This is a genomic window from Thalassospira australica (genome assembly GCF_000763295.1).
GTDB classification, from domain to species: domain Bacteria; phylum Pseudomonadota; class Alphaproteobacteria; order Rhodospirillales; family Thalassospiraceae; genus Thalassospira; species Thalassospira australica.
The window spans coordinates 40,930-57,170 of the sequence record NZ_JRJE01000029.1; the positions used below are offsets into that span (position 1 = coordinate 40,930).

Annotated in this window: 14 protein-coding genes; 6 read left to right on the top strand and 8 right to left on the bottom strand. The window is 53.1% G+C overall.

All coding sequences use genetic code 11. The features are described 5' to 3' along the window. Positions 1-7: 7 nt before the first annotated feature. The 3 genes from rarD to JF44_RS0112320 all read left to right on the top strand — a co-directional run bounded on the left by rarD (position 8) and on the right by JF44_RS0112320 (position 3,744). Positions 8-916, top strand: a complete 909-nt coding sequence (gene rarD, locus JF44_RS0112310) for an EamA family transporter RarD (RefSeq protein ID WP_033069302.1) — start codon at positions 8-10, stop codon at positions 914-916. Between the two features lie 93 nt (positions 917-1,009). Continuing rightward, on the top strand, positions 1,010-1,345 hold the full coding sequence (gene grxD, locus JF44_RS0112315) for a Grx4 family monothiol glutaredoxin (protein ID WP_033069303.1): 336 nt from the start codon (positions 1,010-1,012) through the stop codon (positions 1,343-1,345). A gap of 284 nt (positions 1,346-1,629) precedes the next feature. Further along, positions 1,630-3,744, top strand: a complete 2,115-nt coding sequence (locus JF44_RS0112320; protein ID WP_238318439.1) for a mechanosensitive ion channel domain-containing protein — start codon at positions 1,630-1,632, stop codon at positions 3,742-3,744. 34 nt (positions 3,745-3,778) lie between these two features. Here JF44_RS0112320 and JF44_RS0112325 read toward each other — a convergent pair whose 3' ends face one another. From JF44_RS0112325 to cimA, 7 genes are all read right to left on the bottom strand, one after another. Continuing rightward, complete coding sequence (locus tag JF44_RS0112325) at positions 3,779-4,717, bottom strand: AEC family transporter (protein ID WP_033069305.1); 939 nt, start codon at positions 4,715-4,717, stop codon at positions 3,779-3,781. 99 nt (positions 4,718-4,816) lie between these two features. After that, positions 4,817-6,331: a tripartite tricarboxylate transporter permease gene (locus tag JF44_RS0112330; RefSeq protein ID WP_033069306.1), complete on the bottom strand. Its 1,515-nt coding sequence runs from the start codon at positions 6,329-6,331 to the stop codon at positions 4,817-4,819. Beyond that, a complete protein-coding gene (locus tag JF44_RS0112335) occupies positions 6,328-6,849 on the bottom strand; it encodes a tripartite tricarboxylate transporter TctB family protein (protein WP_081944437.1) in 522 nt (173 codons plus the stop codon). The genes JF44_RS0112330 and JF44_RS0112335 overlap by 4 nt, the downstream gene beginning before the upstream one ends. A 94-nt stretch (positions 6,850-6,943) precedes the next feature. Beyond that, on the bottom strand, positions 6,944-7,924 hold the full coding sequence (locus JF44_RS0112340) for a Bug family tripartite tricarboxylate transporter substrate binding protein (RefSeq protein ID WP_033069308.1): 981 nt from the start codon (positions 7,922-7,924) through the stop codon (positions 6,944-6,946). A gap of 607 nt (positions 7,925-8,531) precedes the next feature. Beyond that, complete coding sequence (gene rpsD, locus JF44_RS0112345) at positions 8,532-9,149, bottom strand: 30S ribosomal protein S4 (RefSeq protein WP_033069331.1); 618 nt, start codon at positions 9,147-9,149, stop codon at positions 8,532-8,534. A gap of 295 nt (positions 9,150-9,444) precedes the next feature. Next, positions 9,445-10,227 (bottom strand): RNA methyltransferase, encoded by a 783-nt coding sequence (locus JF44_RS0112350; protein WP_033069309.1) that lies wholly within the window; start codon positions 10,225-10,227, stop codon positions 9,445-9,447. Between the two features lie 168 nt (positions 10,228-10,395). Further along, positions 10,396-12,009, bottom strand: coding sequence for a citramalate synthase (gene cimA, locus JF44_RS0112355; RefSeq protein WP_033069332.1), 1,614 nt, complete (start codon positions 12,007-12,009; stop codon positions 10,396-10,398). A 367-nt stretch (positions 12,010-12,376) separates the two neighbouring features. On the opposite strand from cimA, the gene JF44_RS0112360 reads away from it, so the two are divergent. The 3 genes from JF44_RS0112360 to JF44_RS0112370 all read left to right on the top strand — a co-directional run bounded on the left by JF44_RS0112360 (position 12,377) and on the right by JF44_RS0112370 (position 14,300). Continuing rightward, complete coding sequence (locus JF44_RS0112360) at positions 12,377-12,622, top strand: hypothetical protein (RefSeq protein ID WP_033069310.1); 246 nt, start codon at positions 12,377-12,379, stop codon at positions 12,620-12,622. Between the two features lie 150 nt (positions 12,623-12,772). Next, positions 12,773-13,468, top strand: coding sequence for a DsbA family oxidoreductase (locus tag JF44_RS0112365; protein WP_033069311.1), 696 nt, complete (start codon positions 12,773-12,775; stop codon positions 13,466-13,468). Positions 13,469-13,643: 175 nt separating this feature from the next. Then, a complete protein-coding gene (locus JF44_RS0112370) occupies positions 13,644-14,300 on the top strand; it encodes a LysE family translocator (protein ID WP_033069312.1) in 657 nt (218 codons plus the stop codon). A 7-nt stretch (positions 14,301-14,307) separates the two neighbouring features. On the opposite strand, the gene JF44_RS0112375 is transcribed toward JF44_RS0112370, so the two are convergent. Then, complete coding sequence (locus tag JF44_RS0112375) at positions 14,308-15,621, bottom strand: MFS transporter (protein ID WP_033069313.1); 1,314 nt, start codon at positions 15,619-15,621, stop codon at positions 14,308-14,310. Between the last annotated feature and the right edge of the window lie 620 nt (positions 15,622-16,241).

Below are 16,241 nucleotides of genomic sequence, written 5' to 3' on the forward strand. Positions count from 1 at the left end.
AAAAGTTATGTCACAACAAGAAAAACCGGCACTACTTGGCCCAGGCCCCCTTGCCGGGCTTGGCGCCTTTATCTGCTGGGGCTTTTTTGGCCTGTATTTCAAACAGGTCGCCTATGCCACCCCGCTTGAAATTCTGTCGCACCGGATCGTCTGGTCGGCCATATTGACGCTGATACTGGTGTTCATGCTGGGACGGCGCAAAAAGCTTTGGGAACTGATTTCATCTGCGCGCACGATTGGCTTATTGTTCCTCAGCAGTCTTTTGGTTGCGGGCAACTGGCTGCTGTATATCTGGGCGGTCAATAGTGCCCATGCGCTTGAAGCCAGCCTCGGCTATTACATCATGCCGTTGATCATGTTGATTTTAGGCCGCATTTTCTTTGCCGAAAGCCTTAACCGTATTCAGATTTTGTCGGTGGCAATCTGTACCGCCGGGGTTTTGAACCTTTTGGTCTTTTACGGCGAAATGCCGTGGGTCGCTGTTGGTCTTTCGACCCTGTTCGGGTTTTACGGTGTGATCCGCAAATTTGTCCCGGCCGACCCGATTGCCGGTCTGTTTGTTGAATGCATTTTGCTGACACCATTTGCGCTGGGCTATCTGATCTGGCTTGGCGGCGCTGGCGAGATGGCGTTTGGCAATATTGGTCTGGTCGAAGATGCGCTTCTGATCGGTCTTGGTATCTGCACGACAGTGCCGCTGGTGCTGTTTGCCTATGCTGCGCGTAACATGAAGTTTTCGGCGCTTGGATTGATGCAGTACCTCAACCCGACGCTGCAGTTTTTTGTCGCGGTTCTGATCTTTGGCGAGATTTTCACCAATTCGCACATGGTCACTTATGCGCTGGTATGGTTCGGGCTTGCGATTTTCACCTGGGACAATCTGCGCAGCGCGCGTCAAAATCGTGCCAAGAGTTGACAGAACCGCAGGTTCCAGCCATATCTTCGCCCATAAAAGTTTAATCTGAATTTGCGGCCCGAACTATGCCGCCCAAAGCCGAGGACAATCATCATGACCGACAATCCGGTTTTCGAGCGCATCCAGAAAGACGTCAATGACAATGACGTCGTCCTGTTCATGAAGGGGACCTCAATGTTCCCGCAGTGTGGCTTCTCTGCCGCTGTTGTTCAGGTTCTTGCCGAACTTGGTGTTCAGTTCAAGGACGTCAACGTGCTGGTCGATCCGGCCATCCGTCAGGGCATCAAGGACTTCTCCAACTGGCCGACCATTCCGCAGCTTTACGTTAAGGGCGAGTTCCTTGGCGGCTGTGACATCGTGCGTGAAATGGCCGCCAGCGGCGAACTTTCCCAGCACCTTAAAGACAAGGGCGTTGGCGTCGCGGCCTAAGCCTGCTGCCATAGCCTATTTTAAAAGACGCGCACGGCCACCCGGCCTTGCGCGTTTTTTCTTGCCCGCGTGGCTGTAACATTCTCCCGATGCGATCATACAGCGATTGTTTTGAAACTATTTCTTGATGATCTGCGAACAATTGCCCATCTTGTTTGAATGCAAACACGGGCATTACAGGGGACTGTTGCGGCATGAAATCAATAGTAAAAACAATGGCATGCTTGGCCATATGGCTTTTTGCAGCGGCGATCATCCTCCCGCCCATACCCGCACAAGCACAGATGGCCGCTGTTTCGGCCATGACGGGCACCAATGATGCCCAGCCGGTTGACGCACCCACCACTGACGATGACGTGGTTGACGAAACCTTTAGCTACTATGGATTTCTTGACGAAGGGGTCGCCCGCACACAGGCCCGTATCGAAGCAACCCTGCGCGGACTTGAAGCCTTTCCCGCCGAAGTCGATGCAACGCTTGAATTCATGTCATCTGACTTTGGCCGAACCGGACTGATGAAGATCGTACTTTATACCGTGATCTTTGTCGGTGTCGGTATTCTGGCTGAGGCGATCTATCGCCGGGTTGCCGCCCCGATGTGCGCCTATCTTGAGGCCCGCACCCCCGACAAGTTTTCCGATCGGCTCAAAAACATTCTGGGCCTGTGTATCCTGTCGTTGCTGTCGCTGTTTATCTTTGCGATTGGGTCGCTTGGCACCTTTATGATGTTTGACTGGCCCGACATCATGAAGTCGGCAGTCATGTCGCTTTTGATGGCTTTCTTTGCCCTGCGTGTTCTGATCATCGTGCTGCAGTTCCTGTTTGCGCCGAAGGCAGAAGGCCTTCGCATGATCAATGTTGATCCCGCTGCGGCCAACACACTCACCAAAAACCTGACCTGGGCTTCGGGCATTTCATTATTTGCCTTTGCCCTTGCCGGGATGTTCAGTGCCGCACCGACCATGGTTCAAAGCGAAATCATATTGTTTGACCATGCGGTGGTGATTTCGGTTATCGCCTTTTGCGTTGCCACCCTATCGCTCGGGCGTTTCTTTGCCCGCCACACACCTTCGTCCGATGTCGAAGCAATTGCACTGCCAACATCAATTGCGCGGCTTTGGCCGATCATTGTCTGCGGGTGGTTTGTCCTTGTGGGCGGGGCGGCCATGATCGGGGCGGAACGTATTTTAAAAGCGCTCCTCGCCATCGGTATTGCCTGCCTGTTTGATGTTGTTTTCCGCAACATCATCGAAAGCCAGCATCGCAAGAAACTGCATATCGCCAAACAGAAAGCCGACGCACAAAATGCGGTGGGCGAAGCGGCCGCATTGGAAAATGGCGAAGAGTTCGACCCCGTCAAACCCAAGGTGCCGGTCTTTACCAAGGTGCTTAAACGCGGTGTGCGTCTCTTGGCACTGGTGTTTGTTCTGGCAAGCTTGTGGCGCATCTGGGGCCTTGATCGGCTGGCACTTGCCGAAGATGCCGGGATCATCGCCCGGATCATTGATAGTTCGACCGAAATCATCATGATCCTGCTGATCGCCGATTTGGTCTGGTCGCTGATCAAGGCGTTTCTTGATGAACGCATGAGCGCATCCAATCAGGGCAATGCCGGGGACGAAGGCGGCGGATCGGGGCTTTCGCGGGTTGAAACGCTTTTGCCCTTACTCAAGAATTTTGCGATGACCGTGATTGTCATCATGGTTGCGATGGTCACCCTGTCATCGCTTGGCGTTGATATCGGGCCGCTGATTGCCGGTGCCGGTGTTGTCGGCCTGGCCCTTGGTTTTGGCAGTCAGGCCCTTGTGCGCGATGTGGTTGCCGGCGTGTTCTTCCTGCTTGATGATGCGTTTCGGCTTGGCGAATATATCGAAGTGGAAAACCTGCGCGGTCGGGTGGAAAACATCTCGATCCGGTCCATGCAGCTTCGCCATCATCGCGGCCCGCTTCAAACCGTTCCGTTTGGCGAGATTAAATCCATCGTCAACCACAGCCGCGACTGGGTCATCGTCAAACTGGAATTCCGGGTGCCGTTTGAAACCGACGTGAACAAGATCAAGAAACTGGTCAAGAAGCTGGCGGCAGAACTTCTGGAAGATCCGCTGATCGGGGACAGTTTCATCGAACCGCTGAAATCCCAGGGCGTGCGCCGGATGGAAGAATTCAACATGGTGATTGGCCTGAAATACACCTCAAAACCGGGTGAACAGTTCATGATCCGCAAAACCGTCTATCAGCGGGTTCTGGCGATGTTCAAGGAAAACGGCATCCAGATGGCATCACGCGACGTCAAGGTCGCCGTCCCGGAAGACGCGACCCCGGAACAAAAGCAGGAAGCAATCGCCGCTGCTGCACAGCAAGTATCCGAACAGCAAACGCAACCGAAACCGGGTTCATGATACGTGCGACGGATCGGACTGGGGCATTTCGTCGTTAATCAAAGGCAAGGACCACGGCCAGCGCAGGCAAAATGATCAACGACAGCACGGTTGCCACCAGCATGGTCGTTGCTGTGCGTTCGCTTGCGGTTTCATAGGTTGACGCCATCAAAACCGAATTCACACCGGGCGGAAGGGCGGCAATGATAATTGCCGGGGCCAGGCTTTGCATTGGAATATGCAGAAGCATTCCGATCACGAAGACCAGACCGGGCATCAGACAGACCTTGGCAATGGCACCGGTGATGCTGGTCGCCAGATTCCCGCGCAGCTTCTGACCATATATTCCAGCTCCGATCAGCATCAGCGCAATCGGCGGCATGGCGGCCTTGAGCATCCCCAAAAAAGTCATGGCGAACTGCGGCACGGGAATATCAAAGGACGCAACAATCACCCCGCACAGGATGGCAACGATGATCGGGTTGCAGACCTGTGCACGCAGGGTCTTGCCAATAATGGCTGCCGGATTGCCGTTACGGTTCCGCGTCCATTCCAGAAGCAAGATCGTCGGGGTTAAAAGACCGATTGCATGGATGCACAATATTGTTGCAAGGACCAGCAATCCCTCATGACCAAATAAAATATCTACAACCGGAATACCCAACATGCCGATGTTGGAAAAGATCGCCCCAAAGGCCAGCACAATGGCTTCTGGCGTCGTGTTTCTTTTGCCCATGCGCAGCAGGACAAAAACCGAAATGGCGGTCATCGCAACCGCGCCGTAGTAGGCCAGCCAGATCGACAGATTAAACAGTTCTGAAACCCGGTTGCCCGATATCGTGACGAACAAGGTTGCCGGGATAAGCGCCCAGAACGTCATCTTGGTCAAACCTTCGATCGAAGCACGTTCGACCAGACCGATCTTCGCCAACCCAAATCCCATCGCCACCAGCAGGAAGATCGGGCCGAGTTGATCGACAAGGTTAAACAACATCGTTATTCCCAATCATGGTTTGCTTTGACAACCTCAAGAAAAAGCCACCCGCCCCGGGGAAGGACAACGGGACTGGTGGCAAGTTCAGCAGCAAGATTATCAAGCCTTGGGTGTTTTGGGTGCCCGTATGACCATGAAGTAGAAGAAAATGGCCGTCAGGGCGAGAAAGAACAAACTGTCCGGACTGGTCACAAAGGTGATCGGATTGCCATCATTCAGCGACAAGGCACGCCTTAGATATTGCTCAAGATCCGGACCAAGGATGAAGCCCAACAGCAATGTAACAGTGGGATATTTCTGCTTGCGCAGGAAGAAGGCCAGAATGCCAAACACAAGGGCCAGCATCATCTGGAAGGGTGAATAGGTTGCAACATAGCTTCCGACCAGGGCAACAACCGCGATGCAGGAATACAAAAGTGCCTTGCGGATCGACACGATCTTGACGAAGTACGGCCCCAGCAAAAACAGCGTAAGCGGAATCAGGATCAGTGCACTGATCAAAAGGGACGCAAACATCGGCGCAATCAGATCAAGCTGAGTATCAAGCAACCGGGGACCCGGCTGCAGACCATTAATCACCAGCACGCCCAGAACAATTGCCGTCGTCGGATCGCCCGGAATACCGAACATCAGCATCGGTACAAACGCCCCGCCGCACATGGAATTATTCGCAGATTCCGCAGCGGCAATACCTTCGCGTGAACCTTTGCCGTATTCCTTTGGTTTCTTTGATTTGCGCATGGCTTCGGCATAGGAAACAAAGGCCGCCATTGACCCGCCGGCACCGGGCAGAATGCCGATGAAATAACCGATCAGCGCACTTTTTAAATAGGTAAACAGACCGATTTCACGAATTTCATGCCAGCTTGGCAGGAAATCCCTGCGGCGGATCGCGGCAAGATTGCGTGTATCGGCATCGATCGTGATCGGGTCATGACGCTGATAGGCCTGATACAGGATTTCGCTAATGGCAAAGGTCCCGATGATCAACGGCATCATGTCAATGCCTTCAACCAGCGTTTCCGTACCGAAGTTAAAGCGTGCAATTGGCTGCATGACATCAATGCCGATGGTGGCAATCATGATGCCAAGCAAAGTCGCAACCATGCCTTTTGCAATCGCATCACGCTGGGAAATGACAATCACCACCAGCGCGAACAAAATCAGTGAAAACTTGCCCGGTGTCTGGATAAGCAACGACACCTTGGCGGCAACCGGCGTCAAGGCAATCAGCAACAACGCACCGACAACACCACCGATCATCGAACCAAGTGCGGCATGACCTAGTGCATTGGCCCCCTTGCCCTTTTTCATCAGGGCATAACCCTCGATCGAGGTCATCATTGATGACGGCGCACCGGGGATATTGATGGTTGTTGCCGTAATGGAACCGGCATACATGCCTGACATGAAGATTGACGCGCACATCACAAGTGCCGGGACAACATCAAGACTATAGGTAATCGGCAGCAACAGTGCGATGGCAAGGACCGAGGTCAAACCCGGCACGCTGCCAAAAAATGTCCCGATCAAAAAGCCGACAATCATGTAGGCCAGAACTTCCGGGGATGCGAGGGCGCTGAACCCGCCCAGAATTTCAACGATGAAATTCATGGCAACAGTCCCTCCAGCAGCGGAAGCCGGACCTGGAAGATCACGGCAAACAGCACATAAAAGACGCCTGTGATGATCGCAGAATAGATAATGCGCCGAACCTGTCGCGCATTCTCCAGCTTAAAGAGATACAGTAACGCATAGACATACAGGAAAGTCGCAATCGGATATCCGACGGTTTTAAACACCGCAATATACAGGCCCGTCACACAGACGATCTTGATCGGCGCTGCCAAAGATGGCTTTTCTTCAGCTTCAGTCTCAGCTTCGCCTTCGCTTGCACTTTCAAGTGTCTCCAAAGCGGGCTTTGGCGCCTTCAGGGCATCGCGAAAAACAAAGAACAGCGCAAGATACATCAGGAGTGACGCAAGAACCGGAACGAAAGACGGCCCGACCAGCCCCTCATCGAACTGAGGGGTAATTTGCAGCGCAGTGGCAAGATAGATGGTGGTAATGATCAGCAAGAAAAGAGGCAGAAGAACGCTCTCTCGTCTTGCCGCAATGCTCACAGATGACATTGCGACGAACTCCGTTCCGACAATAATCGACCCAAACAGAACCGGATGGGGTCCATCACTTAAGCGACCCCATCCGGACTGAGTTGAATGCTTCCTATTTTTTGATAACGCCCTGATCAACCAGGGACTGCATCTGGTCAAACAGCGTTTTCTGGGTGTCGTTCGCCCAGTCAGTCACCTCATCAGAGCCGAGCCAGTTCGGGGAAACACCAACCTTGGAAACCCACTCCTGGAACGCGTCACTTTCATACGCAGCCTTATAGATGCCCTCAACCTTGGTAACGACGTCATCGGGCGTATCAGCCGGTGCTGCCAAAACAATGAAGCTACCGATCTGAAGGTCGATACCTTCTTCCTTCGCAGTCGGAACGTCCGGGAAGGTCGGGTTACGGTTGTCGGAGAATTCGACAAGGCCGCGCACATCCCCACCTTCCATCAGGGCAGAGAAATCACCCATGCTGGTCGCAACCACATCGACTTCGTTTGAAAGAATTGCTTCTTTCTGCGGGGCAGCACCACCCGGATAAGCAATGAGTTTAAGCTCGGTGCCCGTTTTTTCCTGGAATTGCAGCATCGCAAGATGCAGACGCGAACCGGTATTCTGAATACCCACCTTGATCGACCCCGGGTTCTCCTTGGCCGCTGCAATCAGGTCTGCAACAGATTTGTAAGGGGCATCAGCCGAAACCAGAATCGCATCCGGTTCACTGGTGACACGCGCAATCAGTTTAAGCTTGTCAAGCTTGTAGCTCGGCAGAAGCCCCTGCCAAGGAACGGTCACGACACTGTCATAGGTCAGCGAACCGATGGTGTAGCCATCCGGGCGGGCTTTCATGACCTGCATGACGCCGGTTGCACTGATGCCACCTTCGATATTCTCGGCATAGATCGACTGATCAATGTTCTGCTCGGCAATCGTATTCAGTTTACGGACAATCCCGTCCGTACCACCGCCGGCACCCCATGGAATGACCATGCGAATATCTTTGGTCGGATAATCAGCCGAAAATGACTGACCGGCAAAACCAATGGTTAGTACCAGCGCTGTGCTGGCGATCTTCAAAAATGACTTCATCGTTTCCTCCTTGATAAATCTGTCCGTAGGCAGGCAACTGCTTTGTGCCGGATGGCGCTTTGCGCTTCTTTTTCCCAGCGTGGTTACACATTCTGTTTGGCTGGACTGGCTTTTAATAATTCATAATATATATGGTTGTCAGACAACCCTAGATACATTCCCCTGCCCAACCGCATAGTGCCTGCCAGATGTACTCTACACTTCGTCAGTGCTGCGCAGATCACCTGTTTCCGAGCAGCACTTTAGGAAACAGAACAAAGGATGTAAATAACATAGTATGACATTTTTATAAGACGGTTACTCAGATTGCAGGAAAACTGCGATTTTTACCGGATCACGTAAAAATTCATATTATGAAAATATCAGACGATATGCATTCATGAGATCAATTGATTAAACCCATCTCATACAAAAGCCGCCGAATCCGCCCGTCTATCTGAAAGCGCCTGCCTGACAGCTTACAACTCAGATACGACACGCAATCCCAAAACATTGGACGGGAAACCCCACGCACCATCCCTGTACACACCAAAAATCAGGCACAAAAAAACGCCCGCTGTTTCCAGCAGGCGTCTTCGTATCGGTTTGTCGCGAAATCCGGTTCGGATTAACGCGAGTAGAATTCGATGACCAGGTTCGGCTGCATCTGAACCGGGTACGGAATTTCAGCAAATTTCGGAACGCGAACGAAGGTACCTTTGAAGGCCTTCGCGTCAACGTCGATATATTCCGGAACGTCACGCTCGTTCAGGTTCGCAGCTTCCATAACCATCGGGATTTCACGCGAAGCAGGTTTCACTTCGACAACGTCACCTTCTTTAACAAGGTAGGACGGGATGGTTACTTTCTTGCCGTTGACAAGAATGTGGCCGTGGTTAACGAACTGACGTGCAGCAAAGACGGTCGGAACGAATTTCATACGGTAGATAACCGCGTCAAGACGCTGCTCAAGGATACCAACCAGATGCTCGGAGGTATCGCCCGGGCGACGCGATGCTTCTTTGAAGTAACGCAGGAACTGTTTTTCCGAGATGGAACCGTAGTAGCCCTTAAGCTGCTGTTTGGCAAAAAGCTGGGTACCGAAATCGGTCGGCTTCTTACGACGGGTGGCACCATGCATGCCCGGTGCATATTCGCGCTTGTTCAGCGGCGATTTTGCACGGCCCCAAAGGTTCACACCAAGGCGGCGGTCAATCTTATGCTTTGCAGCAATACGTTTCGACATTTTGTAACTCTCTTTTTTAAGATCACTTATTGTCCCGATAGTTTCCAAATCCCCAAAACCGGGCACACGGAACGGGGACGAAACCATTCGTTTCGACCCACTTTCTCGGAAGTGAGGCGCAATATAGAGATGATTGACCAAGAGTCAAACATTAATCGACCGCATCACCATGCATGCAAGCCCTGCATTTCTGCCGTCTTGCACGGGATCTCCACCCCCAACTGCATCCGGATCTGTCACGATGTGACGCCGAAGTGCTTTTCACACGGGCAAACGGCTGACGTGCAACACAAGATCAGTCCTTTGGCTTGTGCTTGCCACCACGCATGGCAACGATCATACCGCGCAATGTCTGGACTTCCTGATGGGTCAGGTTCGCGCGGTTGAAGATATTGCGAATATTGCGCGCCATGCCGGGGCGTTTTTCTGCGACACGGAAGAAACCGGACTCATCAAGTTCGTGTTCCAGATGAACAAAAAGACGTTCCATATCGTCCTTGGTCGCCGGGAAGGTATCGGCCATCATCAATTGATAATCGGGCACATCAACCCCGGCCTGCCACCATTCATACCCAATCAACAAAACAGCCTGGGCCAGATTAAGTGATGTAAAACCGGGATTAAGCGGCACGGTCACCACTGCATCCCCCATGGCAACATGTTCATTGCGCACCCCTGTGCGCTCCGGGCCAAACATCACCCCAACCTTTTCGCCCCTGGCAACGACATTGCGCATTTCCGGCGCAAGGCCCTTGGGGGTAAAGACCGGCTTGATCGCATCGCGGGTCCGTGCGGTCGTGACATAGACGCGGTTAAGGTCAGCCAGCGCATCTTCTTCGCGCCCAAACACCTTGGTATTGTCAATGACGATATCCGCCCCCGACGCATTGGCGGTTGCCCGTTCATTGGGCCACCCGTCACGCGGACGCACCAAACGCAAATCAACCAGCCCACAATTGAGCATCGCACGCGCCGCCTTACCGATATTATCGCCAAGCTGCGGTTCAATCAGAATAATCACGGGCGGATTGGCAATGCCCCCTGTTTCAGGGATAGCGGTACCGATGGCGTCGCTCATCGCGGGTCTTCTCCGGTCGTCAAATGCAGGATGTTTACGGGTATTCCCGTCAATATTGGCGCTTACTTAGCAAAAGCCAAGCGTTCGCGCCAGCTTCATATATTAAACGAAAACAGCCGGACCTTTATGGGGTCCGGCTGCATGTATTTTCCGTGTTCAATCACACGATCAGGCGTGCTGACTGCGCACACCGGACTTGAACAGCTTATAGGTAATGGAATCGCGAAGCGCATTATAAGACGCCTCGATAATATTGGTGGAAACCCCGACCGTTGCCCAGTTATTGCCTTCGGCGTCACGACTTTCGATCATGACGCGGGTCACAGCACGCGTGCCGTCACCACGGGTTATGATGCGGACCTTGTAATCGATCAGCTCGATCTGTTCGACCGCTTCGCGGTATTCGGGCACGGTGACCAGAACCTTGCGCAGCGCCGCATCAAGGGCATTGACCGGGCCGTTGCCCTCGGCAACCGACATGAACTGGTCATCGCCGACCACGACCTTTACGGTCGCCTCAGACATGGTGATGACCTGCTCATCCTGCTCATCAACCCAGCGGCGTTCGTCAATCACCCGGAAAGACGTCACACGGAAATACCGGTCAAGCTCGCCCATGGCCTTGCGCGCCAACAGCTCAAAGCTGGCTTCGGCCCCGTCATAGGCATATCCGTCAAATTCGCGTTGCTTGACGGTTTCAACCAGTTTGCCAACAGCTTCGGATTTCGGATCAACCTCCACCCCGATTTCACGGAACCGGGCAAGGATATTCGAACGACCGGCCTGATCAGACACAAGGATATGGCGCTGGTTGCCCACCAAATGCGGTTCGACATGCTCATAACAGGTCGGGTTCTTTTCCACGGCCGATACATGCAATCCGCCCTTATGGGCAAAGGCACTGTCACCAACATAGGCCGCCTGACGCAGCGGTTCGCGGTTAAGCCGCTCATCCAGAATATGCGAGATGCGCCGCAAATGGGTAAGCTGTTCGTGGGAAATGCCAACGTCATAGCCCATTTTCAGCATCAATGTCGGGATGATCGAAATCAGGTTGGCATTACCGCAACGTTCGCCAAGGCCATTGAGCGTCCCTTGCACCTGCCGCGCACCGGCACGCACCGCAGCCAAAGAATTCGCCACCGCATTTTCCGTATCATTGTGACAATGAATACCAACATGACTGCCGGGGATCTGGCTGCAGACATCGGTGACAATGTCAAAAATCTCGTCTGGCAGGGTCCCGCCATTGGTGTCGCATAAAACAACCCACCGCGCACCGGCCTCATGGGCCGCCTTGATCGCGGCAAGGGCATAGTCCCGATTGGCCTTATAGCCATCAAAGAAATGCTCGGCATCGAACATGACTTCGGAAACCTTGGTTTTCAGATGCACGATTGAGTCCGCAATCATCGCCAGGTTTTCATCAAGCTCGATCCCGAGCGCCTCGGTCACCTGAAAATCCCAGCTTTTCCCAACCATGCAAACGATCGGTGCATTCTGTGCAAGGCTGGTCAAACCCGGATCGTTTGACGCCGAACGCCCGGCACGCCGCGTCATGCCAAAGGCGGTCAGTTTGGAATTTTTCAGTTTCGGCGGATTGGCAAAGAATGCATCATCGGTCGGATTGGCGCCCGGCCAGCCGCCCTCAATATAGTCAATCGACAGCTCGTCCAGTGCCTTGGCAATCGCGGTCTTGTCCGCGGCCGAAAAATCCACGCCCTGGGTCTGCTGCCCGTCGCGCAAGGTACTGTCATAGAGATAGACGCGCTTGTCTGACATTTTCATTCCAACTGATCGATATTCTTTCTCGGCACGACAGTTTCTCTGCCGCACCCATTTCGTCCGTTTCTGGCGGGTGATTTCTCGCCTTTTGCGGGTCTGGCAAATTGCCGCAAAACAGCCATCAGCGCAACAGCATTACTGAAGTGCAGAATGCCGCGAACTGATCGGTACTGCCCTAAACTGCATCTATTGGCGTATTTTCCACTCTCATTTCAGAAAAATGCCCACCTTTAGGATAGTTACCCTGTCCCCTTGAATGATTGTAACCCCCACTAGTCGATGATTAAATCTATGGTTGTAGATAGGCTGAATGCTTCGGTCCACGTCCCGCCACGAAGCACGCCGATGTCCAAGGACAATAAGAATGGAAAAAACTGCAGCCACCAGCGTTGACGTCATGATGCTTGCCGGTCTGACCTGGCAACGTGCAGGACGCAACTGTTGGACCGCATCCGATCGCTTTGCCAGATATACGATCTTCCGCGATATTGATGAACGATGGTACGGCGATTGGGAAAGAGACGGGCAACAGATACGCGCAGACTGGTCCTGCCCAATCCTTGAAACATTCGCCGAATATATGGTTGATCACGCCCGCCGCCAGCCCTGACAACCAATAAAGCCCCCCCTACCAGATACCTTTGTCCCGGCAAAAAGCAGCCTTGCCCAATCTTTACTACCGCCTTTTCCTTGCGTTTGACGCCATGTCAATTATGTGTTGGGGTAACCAAACTCACATAACGCAAGGCGACCCTATCTAATGACTAATGCCATTCCCATGCAGATCGATATTGTCTCAGACGTGGTCTGTCCATGGTGCATCATCGGTTACAAGAACCTTGAAGATGCCATCAGCCGTCTTGACGGTGAAATCGACGTCACCCTGCGCTGGCATCCATTTGAATTGAACCGCGACATGCCGCCAGAGGGCCAGGACCTCGCAGAACATATTGCCGAAAAATACGGCCTGAATGCCGACCAAAGTGCTGACAACCGCGCGCGCATCACCATGATGGGCGAAAATGTCGGCTTCCCGATCCATTTCAGTTCGGATGCGCGTATCTACAACACATTTGATGCGCACCGCCTGCTTTACTGGGCGGGCAAGGAAGGCGAATATGGTCAGCAAACCGCGCTCAAACTCAATTTGTTTGCCGCCTACTTCCAGGGGGGGGACAACACCTCTGATCACGGCGTTCTCAAACGTGCGGTCGAGGAAGTCGGACTTTCGCCGGAACGTGCTGCTGAAATCCTTGAAAGTGACGAATTCGCCAAGGAAGTTCGCGCCGAAGAAGACGAATTTGGCGATGCCGGCATCAGCTCTGTGCCGACCTATGTTGTGAATGGCAAGTTCGCCATTTCCGGCGGTCACCCACCCGAAGTCTTTGAACAGGCTCTTTCGGAAATCGCCCGCCAGGGGGATGAAATCCTGGCCGAAGCGCAAAACGACGCCTGATCACAAGGCCGTATTTCAAATTATCAAAGCCCCGGTCACATGACCGGGGCTTTTTCGTTTGGCACGACAGTACGCGCAAGGTTGATGCAGGACAGAACAATGCCTTTGGCAAAAGGTTTCAATCTGAACGTAAATTACCCTAGGATGACTTCGCCACCACACAAAGGAACGCCCCATGTTCAGCTTTGCCGAAGTCATGCAGTATTTGCCCGGTATATTATTGTCTTATGCCGCCTTGCTTGTCGGCCTCGTCAGCCCCGGACCCGCCCTTTTGGGCTTGATGGGCGTATCGCTTGATCGGGGTCGCCCGGCCGGAATACGCTTTGCCCTTGGCATTGGGACCGGCTCTTTTTCCATCGGCCTTTTGACCCTGACCGGACTGTCAGCTGTTCTTGCAACCTATGCAGGTGCAATGACCGCAATCCGGATTTTTGGCGGTCTTTATTTACTTTGGATGTCTTACCGTGCTTTTTGCACGGCCTTTCGCAAGCGTCCTTCCAATGCTGCCACCGCAGACACATCCCATGCCAAACAGATATCCGGGCGGGGGTATTACTTGCGCGGGTTGGCCCTGCATCTGACCAACCCCAAGGCCATTCTGACCTGGATCGCCATTATCTCAATTGGCTTTCACGATGGGGCACCGCTTTGGGTTGGGGCGACCATCGTGCTTGGGTGCGGCCTGATTTCAACCAGCATGCATCTGCTTTATGCAACAGCCTTTTCCACTGCACCGGCCATTTCAATTTATCGCCGGGCGGCAGGCTGGATCAATGGATTGCTTGGCGCGTTCTTTGCCATTATCGGGGTCAAGTTGCTCTTAAGCCGTTAAGCACAGCCTATTTCTTGGTCTCAGCCTCTGTGTCAGATGCTTCAGCTTGTTCTTTTGCTTCCTCGGCTGCCTCTTCTGCGGCCACTTCGGCCTGTTCAGCAGCCCAAACACCGGCCGTTTCAACCGCCATCGGCGATGCCGTCGGCAAAACACCGACATAGCTTTCGGTTTCTTCCACCGGTAGGGCTTCGCGGACTGTCATGCGATAAAGCGCATACACCGAGATAACCGCAAAAGTTCCGGCTAGCACCAGCCAAAAAGACTGTGGGCCAAGATTTTCCATTGCCCAACCAGCTAAAAGTGGCCCCAAAATCGCACCGATACCAAAGGTCAACACAAGGCCGCCTGATGCAGCAGGCATATCTTCAAGCGGCAGAAAATCATTTGTATAGGCCAGAAACAGCGCATAAAGCGGTGTTGTCATGCCGCCCGCCACAAATGCCGCGCACATCAAAAACAGCAAATCATCACGCGCAGCCCAGCCGAGCGTACAGGCCCCCATCGCCACCATCGCCGCACCAAAGATCAGCTTGCGCCGGTCCATGCGATCAGACAGCCAGCCAATCGGATATTGAAAAAGCAAAGCCCCGCCAAACAACATGGCAACAAACGTCGCGATCTGCCCGGTTGTCATCTCGATCTGGGTCCCGAACACCGCCGCCATACCCGTCTGCGTCGCATAAACACAGCCAAGCAGGAATATGCCAACGGTACTTAGCGGCGACCCCATGAACAGCTCTTTCAGCGGCATCGGCCGCGCAGCTTCGGTCATGGGCACCGAGGTTGCCGACAGCAGGATCGGCGCAAAAGAGATCGACACCAGAATGGACGCCACGATAAACAGGGCTGAAGTCGCCGCATCCCCAAACGTCAGAAGCCCCTGCGCACCAATAATGCCAAATGTCTGGGCAATCATATAGGCTGAGAGAACCTTGCCACGTGTTTCATTGGTTGATGCATCATTCAGCCAGCTTTCCGCCGTGACATAAATGCCCGACATGCAAAAGCCCAAAATCACCCGCAAAATCGTCCATGCCCACGGCTCTGCAATCAGGGGCAGTGCGATCAACCCCGCTGAGGTAAAGCTGCCCAAGGCTGCGAAAACCCGGACATGACCGACACGCTTGATCATCTGTGGGGTTATGCGTGCGCCCGACAGGAAACCGGCAAAATAACCTGACGTCACAATTGCAAGCTCGGCAGAAGAAAAACCTTCGATCCCGCCACGCAAACCGATCAATGTGAAATGCATGCCATTGCCGAGCATGATCAAAACGACACCAATCAGAAGTGCCCACACACTTGCCAGAACCTGGATCATTGGCCGCCCTTTCGCGCTTCTGGGATTACCGAACAGTCATTTTCACTTTCGCTTACCGCGCATTGGTCTGATCCACAGTGGATACAGACAAACAACTTGTTTCAGCAAAAGCACGAAACCACTGATCAATCTTGGTTTCCACACTTTTTTCACGCGAAGGGAATTTTTTGTATCAGGACAAATGCGCAGGACCATCACACCCACTTCGAACGAACCCGGCCAAGCATGAATAACGGGATGTTTAGTGTTTGATTTCCGCTTCTGTAAGATGGCGGGTGGTTATCCCGTGCTTGAACGTATCCTTTCTTGGAGTTTGCTATGATGGGGAGAGCATTGGACATTTTTCCCCAGACTGGAGCAAGTTACGGCCATCGCTATTCTCGGAGAATGTACTTAGGCCAGTTCCATGCCCTGAAAACAAATCTCCAGCCTCACAGGCTTCGCACCAATCCCCCAGCAATCGAGCTGGTAGAGCGCTTCAATCCCGATCTGCTACAGAAATACCAGACTATGATCCAAGCTGGTAAACTCACAAAAATCGCTTGATCAAAACGGATACTCTAGGACCAATCGGCATTTAAAGCTTTGCGTTCTCATCCTTGACGTTGTCAGGTTGCAGC